At 60.9% G+C, this 17,503-nt stretch carries 10 protein-coding genes; 6 read left to right on the forward strand and 4 right to left on the reverse strand.

All coding sequences use genetic code 11. The features are described 5' to 3' along the window. Window positions 1-128: 128 nt before the first annotated feature. Window positions 129-587, reverse strand: coding sequence for an acyl-CoA thioesterase (locus tag ACFMO7_RS08420; protein ID WP_376795044.1), 459 nt, complete (start codon window positions 585-587; stop codon window positions 129-131). Between the two features lie 433 nt (window positions 588-1,020). Here ACFMO7_RS08420 and ACFMO7_RS08425 point away from each other — a divergent pair, with 433 nt between their 5' ends. The 5 genes from ACFMO7_RS08425 (at window position 1,021) to ACFMO7_RS08445 (ending at window position 7,759) form a co-directional block, all read left to right on the forward strand. Further along, window positions 1,021-2,067 carry a LacI family DNA-binding transcriptional regulator gene (locus ACFMO7_RS08425; RefSeq protein WP_376795045.1) on the forward strand — a complete coding sequence of 349 codons (1,047 nt, stop codon included), beginning with the start codon at window positions 1,021-1,023 and terminating at the stop codon, window positions 2,065-2,067. Window positions 2,068-2,576: 509 nt separating this feature from the next. Continuing rightward, window positions 2,577-3,902: a substrate-binding domain-containing protein gene (locus tag ACFMO7_RS08430; protein WP_376795046.1), complete on the forward strand. Its 1,326-nt coding sequence runs from the start codon at window positions 2,577-2,579 to the stop codon at window positions 3,900-3,902. A gap of 296 nt (window positions 3,903-4,198) precedes the next feature. Beyond that, entirely contained in the window at window positions 4,199-5,125 is a 927-nt protein-coding gene (locus tag ACFMO7_RS08435; protein ID WP_376795047.1) for a carbohydrate ABC transporter permease, read from the forward strand. A gap of 55 nt (window positions 5,126-5,180) precedes the next feature. After that, complete coding sequence (locus ACFMO7_RS08440; protein ID WP_376795048.1) at window positions 5,181-6,170, forward strand: carbohydrate ABC transporter permease; 990 nt, start codon at window positions 5,181-5,183, stop codon at window positions 6,168-6,170. A 203-nt stretch (window positions 6,171-6,373) separates the two neighbouring features. Next, window positions 6,374-7,759: a glycoside hydrolase family 5 protein gene (locus ACFMO7_RS08445; protein ID WP_376795049.1), complete on the forward strand. Its 1,386-nt coding sequence runs from the start codon at window positions 6,374-6,376 to the stop codon at window positions 7,757-7,759. Between the two features lie 281 nt (window positions 7,760-8,040). Here the strand turns inward: ACFMO7_RS08445 and ACFMO7_RS08450 are convergent, their stop codons facing one another. Both ACFMO7_RS08450 and ACFMO7_RS08455 read right to left on the reverse strand, forming a co-directional pair. Further along, complete coding sequence (locus tag ACFMO7_RS08450; protein WP_376795050.1) at window positions 8,041-10,308, reverse strand: FdhF/YdeP family oxidoreductase; 2,268 nt, start codon at window positions 10,306-10,308, stop codon at window positions 8,041-8,043. Window positions 10,309-10,557: 249 nt separating this feature from the next. Then, window positions 10,558-11,829: an OFA family MFS transporter gene (locus ACFMO7_RS08455; protein ID WP_376795051.1), complete on the reverse strand. Its 1,272-nt coding sequence runs from the start codon at window positions 11,827-11,829 to the stop codon at window positions 10,558-10,560. A gap of 1,105 nt (window positions 11,830-12,934) precedes the next feature. On the opposite strand from ACFMO7_RS08455, the gene ACFMO7_RS08460 reads away from it, so the two are divergent. Next, a complete protein-coding gene (locus tag ACFMO7_RS08460; RefSeq protein WP_376795052.1) occupies window positions 12,935-13,714 on the forward strand; it encodes a methyltransferase domain-containing protein in 780 nt (259 codons plus the stop codon). Window positions 13,715-13,881: 167 nt separating this feature from the next. On the opposite strand, the gene ACFMO7_RS08465 is transcribed toward ACFMO7_RS08460, so the two are convergent. Next, entirely contained in the window at window positions 13,882-16,863 is a 2,982-nt protein-coding gene (locus ACFMO7_RS08465) for a cellulose binding domain-containing protein (RefSeq protein ID WP_376795053.1), read from the reverse strand. Window positions 16,864-17,503: the final 640 nt, after the last annotated feature.

Genomic DNA, 17,503 nt, shown 5'->3' on the forward strand with positions numbered 1-17,503 from the left:
GCTGAGCCTCTCGAGTGATATCTTTTGAACGAAAAGTATCAATCACTGTTGTGGCCAGGCTGATCAGGCCAGCTCAGGCAAATCAGGCAAAGAAGAGGACACCGCCGGAAAAAACCAAAGCCAGGCCGTTAGCCCGTCTCCGACGAGGCTGGTGCTGTCCCCCCTTCCAGACTTCGCAACCAACCAGGCAGCTCATGAGGCTGGCGCGTCGCGCGCTCGGTATAGACATGAACGCTCTCTCCGCGCGCCAGCGGGGTCAGCGAGCCGTTGGCCTCCACTCGAGCAAACGCGTAGCGCACCGTCAGACTGGTGCGTCCCAGGCGCACAAGGGCGGTCGTCAGACGCACGCGCTCGTCAAGGGCCGCCGGTTCCCAGAAATCGAGCTGGCAGTGAACCACCGGGAAGCCGTACCCTTCAGCAAAAAGCGTGTGCAGGGGGTGGCCCAGGGTTTTGAGCAGATGGAGAAAGCCGCGGTCCATCCAGATGCTGTAAGCGGTATAGTGGATAAAGAACGGGTCCATGTCGACCAGCGAAACATCGAACTCCTGCACGGCTTGAGCAAGCACCTTGCCAGTGGACGGCTCCACGTTCTCATATACCTCCCTTGCAGCGATTCAATTCCTCAGAGCGCGGCAGCCAGGCGGTTGCCGTCACTCGGGCGGCCAGGCGAGCCAGACCAGCTCACCTCTATCTCTGCTTCTGGCTCAGACCCGAAGCTGGCCAGACCCAAGGCACCAGGCGCCGGTGAGATGGCTCTGCCTGCCCCCAGTGCCTGATGATCTGATCGATCATGTCTATGGTAGCATAGCTGAGCGCGCCCAGGCCAATCTCCAGGGCTAACCTGGGCCTTCTGTTTATGATAACGTTATCGGAAATAAGGTCGCCTTACTGGGCCATTTTTTTCAGCAGTAAGCGGTTTCGGAGCAGCTGAGGGACGCAAATCGTTAGAGATTACCCTTGACAGAAGGCTGATTCCCAGGTATGATTCAAGCAATCACAGAGCCGATAAGGTTACCGGTAATGGACGCAAAGTCGAGGCAGAACATGAATCGGCGTCGCAGCACCATCGCCGAGATCGCGGCCCGAGCCGGGGTATCGATTCCAACGGTTTCTCGGGTTCTCAACAACCGTCCCGACGTAGCGCCGTCCACTCGCGAGCGAGTAGAGCGCGTCATTCGCGAGGCGGGCTATGTGCGCAGCCGGGTGGCGAACGCGCTGAGGCGTGGTAGCAGCGGCATCATCGATCTCGTGGTTCCCGATCTCGACAGCCCTTACTATTTTGAGATCATTCGCGGTGTCGAGGAGGTGCTGGAGCGCACCGAGCTGCGCATGGCCCTGTCAACGACGCACGACGAGTCGCGCCGTGAGCGGCAGTGGCTGCGTCAGGTCATCGAGGGAGCGACCGACGGGGCGATTCTGGTGCTGGCGCAGGGCCAGTCGGAGCGCCTCGACGAATTGCGTCGTCATCGAATCCCCTTTGTAGTGGTGGACCATCGCGGTGAGCTGGGTCCCGATGTGCCTTCGGTTGGCGCTACGAACTGGGCCGGAGGGCGAGCGGCGACGGAGTACCTGCTCTCTTTGGGCCATCGGCGGGTCGCCATTATCGCCGGTTGGCCTAATCTCCGCTGCAGTCAGGATCGCATTGCCGGCTATCGCGCCGCTTTAGAGGAGGCCGGCCTGCCGATCGACCCGGACCTGATCCGCCCGGGCGAGTTTCGTCAGCAGACGGGCTACGATCAGACCTGCGCACTGCTGGCTCTACCCCAGCCCCCAACGGCTATCTTCGCCGGCAGCGACCTGCAGGCAATGGGGGTCTATGCAGCCCTGCGGGCACATGGCCTGCGCGTGCCCGACGATGTCAGCGTGGTCGGCTTCGATGACGTGCCCATCGCAACGATGGTCTCCCCAACTTTGACAACTATCCGCCAGCCTCTGGCCGAAATGGGTCGCATGGCGACGACGATGTTGCTGCGCCTGATCGCCGGCGAACCGCTCGATAGCATGCGCGTGGAGCTGGCGACCTCTCTGGTTGTGCGCGAGTCTTGCGCGCCCCCGCCCTCGCCCTGATCGCTGGCCCCCTTCAGGGCGCCGATCATCGCAGGGAGGCGTGTACTCATAGATAGCTGTGATCGCTTGCCAATAGCACATCAGTATGTATGAACGTCTGGCTGTACGTATGTAAGGGGGGGAGGGAAGGAAAGAAGAAGGAGGCGGCCTTATCTGGCCCGCGCCTTCTCTGCCGCCAAAGTGGGCAGGCGATAAAGGCAATGGCAGTTTCAACGGCGTAAGCTGCAGAAAGGAGGCTACTCTCAGCGACGAGCGCCTGATTTTGTGCTCCAAGGCAGCCGCCCTGGCGCGCCGCTCTCTGTCGGTGCCGCCTGCGTCGGTCTCTCTGTCTCTGTCTGGCCCCCGTCTCGGGACGGCAGCGGGGGCGCGGTGAGCCGGACGGCTGCCCTCTCCTGCCGCTAAGCAAGGATGTTTTCTGGGTCTGTCCATGTGCAGCGCCATGCCACTGTATGGTATGCGTGGGACCTCAATCACGACGGGCGAGCAAAGATGCCAGAGGAGATGGAACTATGCAGCAAAGGAGAATCTCTCGCCGCGACTTTCTCCAGACGACCGGGACGGTCTCGTTGGCCGCATTGCTCTCGGGCTGCTTCGGGGTGGGCGGCCAGAGCGGTGGCGGTAGTGGTGCCCAGTCAATCATTGTCTGGGATATCAGCAATGGTAACGATCAGAAGCTGATTCAGGATATTACGGCGAAGTTCAATCAGTCGCACCCCTCGATCCACGCCACCGTGCAGTTCTTCCAGAATGACCCCTACAAGCAGAAGCTCCAGGTGGCTATGGGCGCCCACCAGCCCCCTGATATCTTCTTCGGCTGGGGGGGCGGCATCCTCAAGTCCTATATCGATGCCGGCGATGTCTACGACCTTACCCCCGATCTCAATGCCGACCCGGCCTGGCGCGATCGCTTCCTCCCTTCCTCGCTGGGCGCGGCGACCTTCAACAACCACATCTACGGCATCCCCAACGATGGCGTCCAGCCCGTGGTCTTCCTCTATAACAAGGATATCTTCGAGAAGTATAAGTTATCGATCCCTCAGACCTGGGGCGATCTGCTCAATCTGGTCAAGACCGTCAGACAGCATGGCCTGCAACCAATCGCCTTGGGCGGAGCCAGCAAATGGACCTATTTGATGTACGAGATGTATCTGGTCGATCGGCTTGGCGGCCCGCAGGTCTTTGATGCGATCATGGCCAACCAGCCTAACGCCTGGTCGAACCCGGTGATTATTAAGGCCAACACGATGATTCAGGACCTGGTGGCCGCCGGCGCCTTCGGTAGCGGCTTCGCCTCGGTCAGCTACGATACCGGCCAGGCCAGCGCGCTGCTCTATACCGGCAAGGCGGCCATGCACCTGATGGGAACCTGGGACTTCGGAACCATTACGAACGATGATCCGGCCTTCATCCAGCAGGGGAAGCTGGGCTGGTTCCCCTTCCCGGCTGTCGAGGGCGGTGTCGGGGATCCCTCCAATCTGACCGGCGTGCCCTGTAACTATTATTCGGTCGCCAAGACCTCGAAGGCCATTCAGGCTTGTGTCACCTATCTCAAGGATGCTGTGCTCAACGATGAGGCCGTCGATCGGCGTATTGCTCTGGGCGAGATCCCGCCCATCAAGGGCATTGAGAATAAGCTGAGCAACGCGCCTCACAGCGACTGGCTGCTCTTCGTCTATCGCCTGGTGCAGAAGGCAGCTCATTTCCAGTTGGCCTGGGACCAGGCCCTGCCGCCGCAGCCGGCGCAGGCTCTCCTGACCAATCTGGATCAGCTCTTCTTGCGCCAGATCTCGCCGCAGCAGTTCTCGGCCAATATGAACCAGACAATCGGTACCTGATGGGTAGCGCAGGCTGGCTACTCGCAGCGGTAGCTGAGTTGGTGCGGTGAGTGGGGCAGGGTCGGCGAGCGGGGAGGGTCCCCTGCTCCACTCACTCACCCACCCACTTTCCTCTCTTGCCGGATGAACCGCTGCTATCGACTAGTGACGCTGATACCGACTAGTGCCGCTGGGTTGCATGAGTCCTGCGTGCTGGCCGCTTTCCTCGGTCTGCGCTGGGTGTCTTCCTGACAGGCTTACGGAACAAGGAGGCGCTGCTGGCACCCGCTGTTCTCCACTGAGCTGAGGCTAAGACCATGAGCATGAGTGTGACCGCGCGCGTCGCTCCTATCAGAAGACAGCCTGCCTCCTGGCCGGCGCTCCTCTGGACGGCTCCGGCCCTGGGCTTCTATGCCTTGTTCGCTCTCTTCCCCCTGCTGGTGGCTGCCTATCTGAGCTTTACGAATTGGAATGGCATCGCTCAGGCCCTCTGGATCGGCCCGGCGAACTGGCTCCATTTCTTCTCTGATCCGCTGACCCTGCACGCCGTTGGGCTGACACTTGAGATGATGGTTCTGACCTGGGTGCTACAGACACCCCTCAGCCTGCTGCTCGGGGTCTTTATGGCCGGTCCGCAGCGCTACCGGGCTGTGCTGAGCGTCTTCTACTTTTTGCCGCTGCTCTTCTCGACGGTGGCCATCGGGATCACCTGGGTCTCGATCCTCGACCCCAATTTCGGCCTGATCAATGTGACCTTGCGCGCCCTTGGCCTCTCTTCCTGGGCGCATGGCTGGTTGGGCGACCCCAGCCTGGCTTTCTATGTGGTGGCCATTGTTATCGCCTGGCAGTTTATTCCTTTCCATTCTTTGCTCTATATGACCGGCGCGCGCCAGATCCCCCGCGAGCTGTACGATGTGGCCGAGATCGACGGAGCCGGTCGATTGCGCAAGTTCTTTTCAATTACGCTTCCGCAGCTTAAGTATACGATCATCACCTCCTCGATCTTTATGCTGACCGGCTCCCTGACCTACTTCGATCTGATCTGGGTGATGACCGGAGGCGGACCAGGCTATGCAACGCGCATTCTGCCGCTACACATGTATATCACGGCTTTTGTGAATGAGCAGGTCGGCTATGGCAGCGTCATCGCTCTGGTGTTAGCCGTGAGCGGCATTGCGCTCTCTCTCTTGCTGCTGCGGGTGACCGGCTTCCTGCGCATGTCGAGCCAGCTTGAGGGACTATGAGTAGCCTGGTGGGGAGAGGAAAAACATGCAAAGCAGAAGAGAAGGAGGAGAGGCGATGCGGCTGAACCGTACGCTCTTGAGCGCGCTTCCCTTTGCCGGGGGGCGGAGCGTGTCGCTGAAGGCCGAGGCCGGGCTAGCGCCGGCGGTGCCTCGTGAGGAGAAGGGGCCTCTGGAGGAGCAACGGGCGCTGAAAAGAGGCCTTCGGCGTCCCAGGCGGCCTTTCCGGGCCAGTCGTCTTGTCGAGTTGATCCCGGCTTTCTGCGGCCTGCTCTGGTTTGTGGTGGCCTTCTATCCCTTGCTCTACATGTTGATGAGCAGCCTGCGCTCACAGGCCGGCTTCTATCTCGATAATCCCTGGCTGCCGCCGTCGCAGCCAACGCTGGAGAACTACCTCAGTGTCTGGGAGAATGGCTTCAGCCTCTATCTGCTCAACAGCCTCTTTGTGCTGGTGATCAGCGTGGCCCTGATCCTGCTGATCTCGGTCCCGGCGGCCTATGCCATCGCGCGCATGCGCAATCGCCTGACGCGGGTGATCTTCAGCCTCTTCCTGCTGGGCCTGGCTATTCCCTTGCAGGCCGTGATCATCCCAATCTATGCCATTATCAGCGGCATGCACATCTACGATACGCTCTTTGCCCTGATCCTGCCCTATGTGGCCTTTGGGGTGCCGTTGTCGGTGCTGGTGCTGGTGACCTTTATTCGGGATATTCCATCCGAGCTGCATGAGGCGATGCGCCTTGACGGCGCCAGCCATCTGCAGATTCTCTGGCGGCTCGTCATCCCGCTCTCGCGTCCGGCCTTAATCACCGTGACCATCTATGAGTCGATCCAGGTCTGGAATGGCTTCCTCTTCCCGCTGGTTCTGACTCAAAGCCCGGAGGTGCGTGTCTTGCCGCTCGCCTTGTGGAGTTTCCAGGGACAGTACGCTGCCGATGTGCCGGCCATCATGGCGGCGGTCTTCCTCTCGGCAGTGCCGATGCTCCTGCTCTACATCTTCGGTCGGCGGCAGTTGTTGACGGGCCTGCTGGCCGGTTTCAGCCGCTGAGGTGGCTTGACGGACAAAGGAGCGGCGGACCGCAGGGCTGCGCCGCCGCTCCGGGGTGACTGGGAAGATACAGGTCGCCAGCTTGCTCCGGGGACGGGCTGGTCCGCAGAAGGCGCGGGCCGAGGAGCGTCCTGGAGGAGACGGCAGGCGGCTTGTAGAAAGCACCCAGCTCACCTGGAACCATGAGAATGAGAAAGGATAGCATGACATCAGGTATGCTCACTACGCAGGGGTCACAGATTGTCAATGCAGCGGGCCAGCCCGTGATCTTACGCGGCGTCGGGCTGGGTGGCTGGATGAACATGGAGAACTTCGTTACCGGCTATCCAGCTAACGAGGAGGCGCAGCGGGAAGCCTTGTATAAGGTGCTTGGCCCCGAAAAATATCGCTTCTTCTTCGACCGCTTTCTGGAGTACTTCTTCGGCCCTGAAGATGCGCGCTTCATCGCCTCCCTCGGGCTGAATCTGCTGCGCATTCCGATCAACTACCGTCACTTTGAGTCGGATATGGAGCCCTTTGTGATCAACGAGGAGGGCTTCCGGCACCTGGACCGCGTGGTCAATCTCTGTGCGGAGCAGGGGATCTATACTATTCTCGATCTGCATGCCTTGCCGGGCTATCAAAACCAGGACTGGCATAGCGACAATCCGACACACAAGGCCCTATTCTGGAAGCATCGCCATTTCCAGGATCGGACGGTGCATCTCTGGCAGGCCCTTGCTGGTCACTATCGTGATCATCCCTGGGTGGCGGGCTACAATCCGATGAATGAGCCTGGAGACCCTTCTGGCGAGCTGATTGAGCCGTTCTATCGCCGCCTCTACGAGGCCATTCGGGAGGTTGATCCGCACCACATCATCTTCTTCGATGGGAACCGCTATTCGCAAGATTTTCAGATGTTTCACGAGGTCTGGCCCAATACGGTCTTTACAGCCCATGACTACGCGGAACCAGGCTTTATCTACGGCGGTCCCTATCCGGGCTATACCGATGGCCAGTACTTCGATGCTGGGGTCCTCGAAGAGGTCTTTCTGAAGCGCACCGCTTTCATGCGCGAGACAGGGACGCCGATCTGGATCGGTGAGTTCGGCCCGGTCTATCGAGGCGAGCCAGAAGCCGACGCGATGCGCTATCAGCTCCTGCGCGATCAGTTGGAGATCTATCAGCGCTATGGAGCGAGCTGGGCTATCTGGACCTACAAGGATATCGGTCTTCAGGGACTAGTCTATACTGCTCCCGATTCTCCCTGGAACCTGCTGCTGCGTCCCTTTCTCGAGAAAAAGGCTCGCCTTGGCGTCGATACCTGGGGAACGCTGGATACGCAGATCCGGCATATTATGCAGCCATTGGAGGAGACCTTTGCTCGCGAGTTCCCCGACTACGCGCCTTTTCCCTTTGGTGCGGGCTGGCTGATCCGTCGGCTGGTACGTCATATCTTACTGGCGGAGCCACTGGTGGAGGAGTTCGCCGCCCTCTTTGCCGATCTGAGCGAAGCCGAACTGGATCGCCTGCTGCAGTCGTTCCGCTTCGAGAGGTGTCTTCAGCGTACTCCGCTCAATGACATTCTCAAGGAATATGCCTGCCGCTGACGGAGTCGCCGAACAACCCAACTTGACAGGGATAGGGAGGGAGAAAAGCGGGCGCGGGCCAGAAGCAGACTTCTCCCCCTTGAGCACCGCGGTACCCGACCCTGGCTCCCTTTCCTAGAGAGCCATGAGGCTCTCGCACTAGCCTCCCTGTCCCCGGGAGGAAGAGCGGGCGACTGTGACCTCTTACCAGGGTCGCAGCCGCCCGCTCGTTTTATGTGCCATGCCGCCTTGCTGGCGGGTCAGGAGCGAGGCACCCCCTCCCGCCCGGAGCGCGCTGTTGCTCAGCGGCTGGCGCTGCTCGCCGCGGCCACGGCTGGGGTAGCCAGCGGCACGATCTCGACGATGGCGTTGTAGTCGGGCATACCGGCGGCGGTGTCGCAGACGCGCCGACGGATCAAGACATTGCACTCGGGCCAGAAAGCCTGCACGTTGCGCGGCTTGATCTCATCGACGAAGATGCGACACTGCATGCTCTGTCCATTGTCGCTCTTGACCAGGACGCGGTCGCCGTGATGCAGGCCCAAAGCGGCAGCATCTTCTGCCGAGATAAAGAGGCTGTCGCGTGGAGCCCCACTCATCGTATCCTTTTTGCCATAGATCAAGCTGTTGAACTGCTTGCCACGACGGGTTGAAAGAATAAAGCGCCCCTCGGGCAGGTTCAGCTCGGGCGGACGCAGGACAGAGAAATGAGCCTTGCCGTCAGGCGTCTTGAACTGTCCATTGCGGTAGAGCACAGGCCCACCGTACTGGACCTGGTCCCCAGGCTTGCGCAGGCGCTCTATCCCTGCATAGAGCGGCATCACGCGCGCGATCTCTTCTCGAATAGCCTGGGCGTTCGGGAAGATGATGCGCTCGCGGCGCTCGGGATAGACGCGAGCGGCAACCTCCTGGAAGATCTCCCACTCGCAGCGGGCCTCGCCGACGCGCGGCCCCGGAATCTCGGGCGTAAAGATGATGCGCCGCTCGGTGCTGGTCTCCGTTCCACCCCCCGGCTGCTCATAGCGTGTTTGGGCGGGCAGGAGCACAACCGTATCTGCCGGGTCGACCAGCATCTGACTGGTCACGAAGATATCCTGATGCACGCGCAGAGGGATGCGCTCCAGTGCCTGGCGCACGTAGTCTGGATCGGGCAAGACCTCCAGGAAGTTGCCGCCGCTGCAGTAGAGAACGTCAAGATCCCCATCGTAGGCGGCATCGATTATCTGGACGGCACGCAGTCCCGCTCCCTCGGGCACCTCAAAGCCCCAGAGCTGGCTGAAGCGCTCGACATCGGCAGGGTTATTGACAGAAGCCCCGCCGGGCAGAAGATCAGGCACGGCCCCTACCTCGGCGCCTCCCTGGACACCGCTGTGACCGCGGATGGGGACGACGCCGCAGTGTTCTTTGCCGACCCAGCCCTGCGAGAGGGCCAGGTTGACCACGGCTTTAACGTTTTGGACGCCGAAGGTATGCTGAGTCAGGCCCATGCTCCAGATGAGGATACCGCTGCGCGCCTGGTGAATCAGCTCGGCAAAGCGGCGCATCTCGTCTCGCTTGAGGCCGCTGTAGCGCTCTAGTGTCTCCCAGTCCTGTTGCGCCAGCTCAGCCTCTAGCTCTGGCCAGCCGACGGTGTGGCGGTCGATAAAATCGTGATCGATCCAGCCTTGCTCGATCAGATACTTCAAGGTGCCGTTGAGGAAAGCGATATCGCCGCCGGTGGAGACCTGGAAGAAATCGTCCATCAGCCTGGTCCCCATGAGCGCGCTCTCAGGGACGGACGGTACCCAGTAGCGGGTCAGGCCCGGCTCCTTGTAAGGGTTAATGACGACGATGCGCGTACCTGCTTTTTTGGCGTAGTAGAGGTACTTGGTCGTGACAGGCTGGTTGTTGGCAATATCGCTGCCCAGCAGGATCAGCAGATCGGTGCCGATCCAGTCTTTGTAAGAGACCGAGGAGGCGCCGACCCCCAGGGTCTGCTTGAGTGCCACCGTGCTGGGAGAGTGGCAGACGCGGGCGGCGTTATCGATATTGTTGGTTCCCAGGAAGCGAGCCACTTTCTGGGCGACATAGTAGACCTCGTTGGTAATGCCGCGCGAGGTCAGGTAAAAAGCTAGCCGATCCGGGCGCGTGGCGCGGATGCGCCCGGCAATCAGATCGAGAGCTTCATCCCAGGACACGCGCCGAAAGCCGCTTTCACCCCGTCGTCGGACCATTGGGTAGGGAAGGCGGCCAAGCTGGCGCAACTGAGGACTGGAGAGCCGCTTGAGGTTCTCTAGATCGTTGACCAGCCGCTCCCAGGGCATGGCCCCCATCGTGTTGAGCTGGAGCAGATTAAGGCGAATGGTGCACAGATGGATGCCGCTCATTGTCCAATCGTGCATCCCATAGGTGCCGAGCGCACAGCCGTCGCAGCAGCCGCGTGTCAGGATGCGCCAGGCATAGAGGGGATGGCGCCGATTCTGCCAGACCGTGCGGGCGATCTCAGTGAAGTGATGCGGCTTGCGCTCACCCAGGCCAAAGGGCTTCCACCCGGCCCAGAGATGCGGTGCAAAAAGCTTGCCGACAGCCATAGCTTCGCCCTTTCTCTCGCTGAAATGATTGGAACCTAGTAGCGTTCTTGTTCGCCTCGCTGCCGCTGCCTGTGATCGCAGTTCAGGCGGGCGGCAGCGCGAGTTGTGCCAATTCCATCCATCCTTGTTCCGCCGGTCAAGGGAGGCAGACAGACAAACAGCCAGACGCGGAGATAGGCCCTGCCAGTGCTGGTCGAGGGCGGGGGCAGTCTACCTGCCTGCTTATTGACCTGACGGCGTGCGAGCTGGTCAGGCTGGTGCTGCCTCGCCCACGGCCTCGATGCGCGGCGGACGGGTGAGAAGCGGCAACAGGAAGCTTAGAGCCATGATGATGGCCAGAGCTACCAGGGCCACGACGTAGCCGCCGGTGCGGTCCTTAACCTGGGCGATCAGGATCGGCCCGAGTACGCCGCCGGCGCTCCAGGCTGTCAGCATCAGGCCATAGATCGAGCCAGAATTTTTGGGGCCGAAGTAGTCCGCGGTGAAAGCCGGCATGGTTCCGAAACCGCCGCCGTAGCAGAGAGCTACGATGAGGGCCGGCACCAGAATGATGGCGAAGGACTTAATGAAGGCGGCCATCAGCAGGAAGAGCAAGACCTGCAGGGCGAACATCGTCATGAAGACCTGTCGGCGCCCAATCAGGTCGGAGAGCCAGGCCCAGACGAAGCGGCCGCAGGCGTTGAAGATAGAGATCAGGCTGACGAAGAGGGTAGCCAGGGCGTCAGGGGCGCCACCGCCAAGGGCGATTTGCTTGGCCTGCGAGATCATGGCGATGCCGGCGGTCACATTAAGGGCCAGAATGCCCCATAGGGCATACCACTGCCAGCGCGTCAGGGCCTCGCCCGGGGTAAGGTCGCGGGCAGCGCGCTGGGCAATGACCTGGGCGCTGGGCGTCCAACCGGCGGGACGATAGCCTGCCGGAGGATTGGCATAGAACTGGGAGGCGAGACCGATGAGGATCAGGTAGATGATGCCCAGGGTCATAAAAGCCGGGCCAATGCCGTGGGCCTGGACACCTCCACCATAGGCGCTCATCAGAAGCGGCCCCACCTGCGAGACAATTACGGCCCCTCCGCCGAAGCCGAAGACAGCCAGACCGGTCACCATACCGCGCTTATCGGGGAACCACTTGACCAGGGTTGCTACCGGCACGATATAGCCCAAACCCATCCCCAGGCCTCCGAGTACTCCATAAGCCAGGCAGAGGAGGACCAACTGATTGCCGGTGAAGCCAGCCAAAAACACCCCTAGCCCGTAGCAAACAGCGGCGGTGGTTCCTACAATGCGCGGCCCAACGCGGTCCATCCAAAACCCGCCGATGGCCGCGGCAATGCCCAAAACGAGGATCGCGATCGTGAAGGGCAACGTTGCCTGTGTGTTATCCCAGCCGTACAGTTTTTGCAACTGGGATGAGAAGACGCTCCAGGCGTAGACGGAGCCGAGCGCGAGCTGCATCACAATGGCAGCGATGACGATAACCCAGCGATTGCGCACCTGCATCGTCGCACTTGCAGTCGCCATAAGCTCATCCTTTCTGGCCGCCAGGGACGACTGGCGACCTTGGTTCTGATGGTCTGGCGGCAACGCCAGACTTGCTTGGTCACTGTGGCCGCTTGCCCACAACTATGAAGAGAACCTGAAAGGAGATAGCAGCTTGCCGACTCACCTGATCGCTTGAAAGAGCCAATGCGCTCCCCGCGATGCAGACACCGTCTTCCCTTCCTCCCCGCCACGCCGCGGCTGGGGTCCGGGCGTGGAACCAGCAGTCGCCCAGTAGGGAGCGCTACCGGATTGGCCAGGACGGCCCCCCTCCGGCCAGCGCCGCCTCAGACAGACCGATGCTCCTGAAAAGGAGAGAGACAGGTCCCAGGCTGCTTACCAGGCTCAGAGCCGGCCTGCCAGTCGTGCGAGAGCGCTTGCTGATCACCCCTCTCGAGCAAGCGAGATCCCTTCTCTCTGCCCGGTCTCCCCTCTCCCGCCTGCCCTCATCTCTGGGCGGAGGCAGAGAGCGAGGGATGCTGGCGGTGCTGAAAGTTCTGGAGAAGCGGAGAGAGTGCCCGGCCCGAGTACGTCGCGTGCTCGTACACTCGTACGCTACAGGGAAAGCCCCAGTGGCCCATGCTGAGGCTCTCAGCGTCCGGTTCTTCGCTCAGGAAGCAGTGTGCTGAGGAACTGTGATAGTATATTGCTAAGTATACCAGACTCCCATGAGCCAATCAAGTCCATTCCTTTTCGATCTTCAAAGAACTGCTGTAGTAGTTAAACTGCTATCTCTATCAATAAAGAATCAATTGTTTATTTCAACCTGCAAGGCGGCCGTCGGTGGCAGACGAGAAGAGTGGAGCGAGGAGGAAAGCAAGCGAGGCAAGGAGAAGGAGCGATAGTCACTGAAGAAAGGCATGGGGAGCATGCTGAGAGTCGGAGCCGAGCAAGCGGCCGGCCGCACCAGCTTCGGGCTGTACGGGTCGGGAGTTTGCGCGTCCTGGCGCTCAGGGGCGAAGGGCAGAGGGAGAGGCTCGCGCGTCAGCTCGGGCGACAGGACTGGAACCTCCGACGAACGCCCCATTTTCTGCTGGCCTGGCGACCTGGGGCTTCGGAGAGGGCAGTTCCAGAAGAGCGCCTCCTGGTGCATTGGCTGGAGAGGATGGAGAGCGACAACCGCCTTGTTGACTACCTTCAACAAGAACTGGTCAGCATTAGCTGGCTGCGAGGAGAAGAGGATTTCAACGCCGCCCTCAGCGCCCTTGTTGTCTCCTTTGAGCCGACAGCCCCCTTACAAGCCTGGCGCTGCTTTGCTCTCAACACCTTTACCCGTCTCAGCGAGCAGCTCGCTCTGACCCCCGCGAGCGCGGAGGGCGGGGGGACCATCGCCTCCTTTGCCGCTATCTATCGCCGCTTGCTCGCTCTCGTACAAGGCAAGAGCCTGCTCGATGTGGGCTGCTCCTGCGCCTACTGGCCGCTGCTCGTTGCCAGAGAAAAGGGCTGCTCTGGGGGGCCGATTGTCGCGATTGATCGGCGGGCTGAGGCCCTGCGCTTATCGGCCCTCCTGGCCGACGCCCTGGGGTTGGCCGGTCAGCTCCGCCTGGAGCGGCAGGATCTTCTCCAGCCAGCCTTTCTCCGCTTGGGCCAATTTGATACCGTCACCGCTATTCATCTCCTGGAGCATCTCGATGAAAGCGAGCTGCCCCTGGCCCTGAGCCATTTACTGCGGGTCACGGGCCGTCGCCTCCTCATCGTAGTCCCTTACGAAGAACAGGCTCAGGAATGTTACGGGCACCGCCAGGTCTTCTCGCAGGCGAAGCTCCAGTTTTGGGGGAAATGGTGTCTGGAACAGCTTGAGGGACGCGCCTCCTTCTGGTATGAGGACCTTCTTGGGGGGCTGCTGGTTATCGATCGTCAAGAGTGATCCCGATCTGGCTCTCGTCCCTGGACAGCCGATCGGAAGAAGGCTCTGAGCGAGGTTCTGAAGGAACGGGGCAGGCCATCAAAAGAGCCTGCCCCGTTGGTGGGGATAGCGGGACTGCTCGCCGGAATCTGGCTCCGGCGAGCAGCTCCCCTGGCGAGACGGAGGCGCTAAACGATCGTACAGGCGGTCCCATTCAGGTAGAAAGCCGTGGGTGACGGATTACTGCCGCTCCAGGTTCCGTTGAAGCCCGGGTAGACGGAGGCCCCTGGCGCGATCGAGCCGTTGTAGCTGGCATTAGTAATCGTCACCTGGTTCCCCTGCTGGGAGAAGACCCCGTTCCAGCCCTGGGTAACCGTCTGGTTACCAGGGAAGCTGAAGGTCAGAGTCCAGCCATTAATAGTCGTTGACCCGGTATTGGTCACCGTCAGGTTAGCCGTAAAGCCACCGGGCCACTGATTGACCGCGTAATGGACGCTGCACTTCAGGCCGGCTGTCGGCGTCGAGGTTGGTGTAGGAGTCGCCGTTGGCGTTGCCGTTGGAGTCACCGTCGGTCGCGGTGTAGGAGTTGGAGTCGGCGCCGTAGTAGCGGTTGGGGTAGGTGTAACAGCCGTTGTAGGGGTCGGCGTTGCCGCCACAGTCGCCGTCGGCGTCGGAGTTGTAGCAGTCCCAGCAATATCGCCGTAGACGATGCCAAAGCCATTGGTTCCCACATAGACGCGACCGTAGATGCGTGGGTCGCCCGTGATTGTCGTCACATTGCCGTACTGGTGCTGGCTATCGTTAATCAGTACCCAGGTATTCCCTCCGTCATCAGAGCGGAAGATCCCGCGTACATTGCCCACGATGCCGCTGATATAGATCGCCGGATAGCTTTGACCGGGGGCGGGCATGCCGAAGCCGATCTTATCGGCCCCGGCCAGGCTGGTCAGCTTCGTAAAGGTCTGGCCCCCGTCGGTCGAATGCCAGAGGCCATAGTCGCTCGTCCAGGCGTTGCCGCCGGCCACCCAGACATCGCCCTCGCGGCCTGGCACCGCCTTCACCTCCACCGGATCGCCGGCCTGGGGCAGGCCCGTCGCCGACGAGGCGGTAAAGGTCGCTCCACCATCCGTACTGTACCAGAACTTGCCCTGCCCGTAGGCGTAGAACTTCTTCGGATTCACGCGATCCGAGGCCACGACCGCATTCTGCGGCACATTAGCCGAAGCCACCCAGCTATTGCCATTGTCGGTCGAGTAGGAGACAGGGGCGTTCACGGGGGCCCACAGCACGCGGCTGGCGTCGGCAGCCGCAGCCACCGTGCCACCGTTCTGGGAGACACCGGGAATATCCTTATTGCCAGCGAACCAGGTGGCACCGCCATCGTAGCTGAAAGCCGTACTCGTCACGGGCGGGCTGGCGCTCGGATTGCCGTAGCCAACGCGCACCATAAAGTTGGGATTCAGCTCCGCGTAGTCGATGGCGGCATACGAACCGGCGTAAGGGATATAGTACATCTCTGGAGGCGACTTCGTCAGATCGTCGTGGCGGAAGCCGCTCACGTCGGCCATGGTGCTGTAGAGGTGAGCATTGGCCGGCGGACTCACCAGATCGGTAACATACTCCTCCTCGATGCCCAGAGCCGTGCTCTTGAAATTGACAATGCCGCCGTTCTGGTAGTTATCCCAGGCTGTCAGATTATTGGTGGCATAGAGCGTAGCGCCGGTGCCGTACATCAGGCGGTCCGAGTTGAAGGGATCGATGTTCATGCCCTCGATCATCCAACCCAATTTCACGGCTGGCACCGGCGGAACCGGATTCTTGTTGCCGAAATCGAGCCAGGGGGCGTTAGAGACATCGATCGTATAGTAGAGGTTACGGTTGGGATAGCTGGCCCAGGTCCAGATCGGTTCCCAGGTTGTGCCGCCGTTGGTGGTGCGGAAGAGCTGGGCATCGGGCCACCATGAATTGACGCTGGCCACCACGATCGTCCCGGGATGCTGCCAGTCGACAGCCAGACCACCGTAGCCGAAGTAATCGTTGGCGCTATCTGAGCCCGGCACAGGGCTGATCTTCGTCCAGGTGCCGGTGCTGGGGGTGAACTTCCAGACATCGCCGCGGCTCCCGTTGTAGGGGCCTTCCCAGTCGCTATAAGTCACATAGAGTGTTCCCTGCGAATCGACCTTACCCTGATGGGGGAGATAACCAGTAGAGGCGTCGCTGGTCGTGCTCCAGGTGGCGCCGCCGGTGCAGGTCACCGTGGTACCGCTGACGCTGCAGGTTGGCTCGCCCGGGATCGGGGCCCAGGTTGCCCCAGCATCCGTGCTGCGGTAGATGTTGTAAGCGCCGCTGCGGTTATCGGCGACGCCGACATAGATCGTCTTTGTTGGGCTGCCCGGGGTGCCGGTCGACGGATCGAAGGTCACCCAGACCACGCCCACAGGGTCGCTGAGGTAGCCGGTGGAGTCGTTCGGGTTCTCGGCAAAGGGACCGGTATCGGGGAAGTTGGTCACCTTGCTCCAGGTCACACCGTAGTCGGTGCTGCGCCAGAGGCCGTTGCCGCTGCGGGCGCCAAAGTAGAGAATGGCATCGTCGTTGGGATCGATAGCCAGGCGCTCGCCCATGCCGCGCCCGGGCATGTTCCCGCCCATTTTGAAGGGCATCTGTGTAATCTGGAAGGTATTGCCGTAGTCGGTCGAGCGCAGAATGACCCCGTTCTGGTTGGTCCAGTTATTGGTATACATGCCAGCGGCGATGTAGAGGCGGTTGGGCTGGACAGGGTCGGTGGCGATGCTCTCCACGCCGGCCATATTCCAGTTGTCAGGGGTCACCCAGGCCATCAGTTGGGTCCAGGTGCCGGTGGAGGGGTTCCAGCGATAGGCTCCCCCGATGTCTGTGCGGGCGTAAATCAGGTCCTTCTGTTTGGGATTGAAGATCACGTCGACGACGAAGCCGCCGCCCCCACCTGTCACCACATTTTGCCAGGTATAGGACTGGGTAGCCGCCAGCGCGGCGCCAGCAGCCCGCGAGGAGCGTGCGCCGGCCAGGGTGATGGTGGGCAGGAGAATGGCGAAGAGGGTCAGCAGGGGGAGGGCCTGCCGGACCCATCTGGCCCGTCTAGTCCACCAGGGCCATCTGAGCCACCTGCGGGGAGGTGAAACGTGTTCTACCATAGCAAGCACTCCTTTGCAGCGGTAGTGATAGAGGACCAAGCTGAGCGCTCGGTCGACACAGGCATGGGGAACCTCACTGCTCTGGCTGCTATTCGTGATGGTATCGCTCCCGGGAGCGATACCACAAGAGCAAGGGCTGAGCAGGTAATAGGCAGGTGGGCAGCAGGGAGCCGGGACGCCGAGGCCCCACCCCTCACCGCGGCTGGCGCAGCCTCAGTGGCCAGGAATCAAGATGATTGAAATGCACGAATATACAATTAGCGTTCATTGGCGCGACTGGAGGTTGCTACTGGCGCCCAGTAATGCTACAATAGCAATCGTAAACGGTTCCGTAATCGGTTACATAACGAATGAAACTGCTGTGATCTGCATTGTTAGGAAGCATCTCTCATTGTAGGGCAGAAGGGTGGCTTGGGAGTGTACAATCGAGAGAGTGGGCAATGCAGAGAGAGCAACGAGACGCTGTCAGGTTGCGATCAGCAAGCAAGCAAAGGCCGTTACAGGACTGCAGAGCAGGATGCTCTCAGCAGATCAGCCAATGCTGCGAGGTCTTTGGAGGAGACACGCATGCCGACCCCAAATCGTCGCCTTAGGCAGGCACGCGAACTACGAGGTTGGTCCCAGGCCAAAGTTGCGGAGC

It is taken from the genome of Thermogemmatispora sp., from assembly GCF_042408735.1.
Lineage (GTDB): Bacteria > Chloroflexota > Ktedonobacteria > Ktedonobacterales > Ktedonobacteraceae > Thermogemmatispora.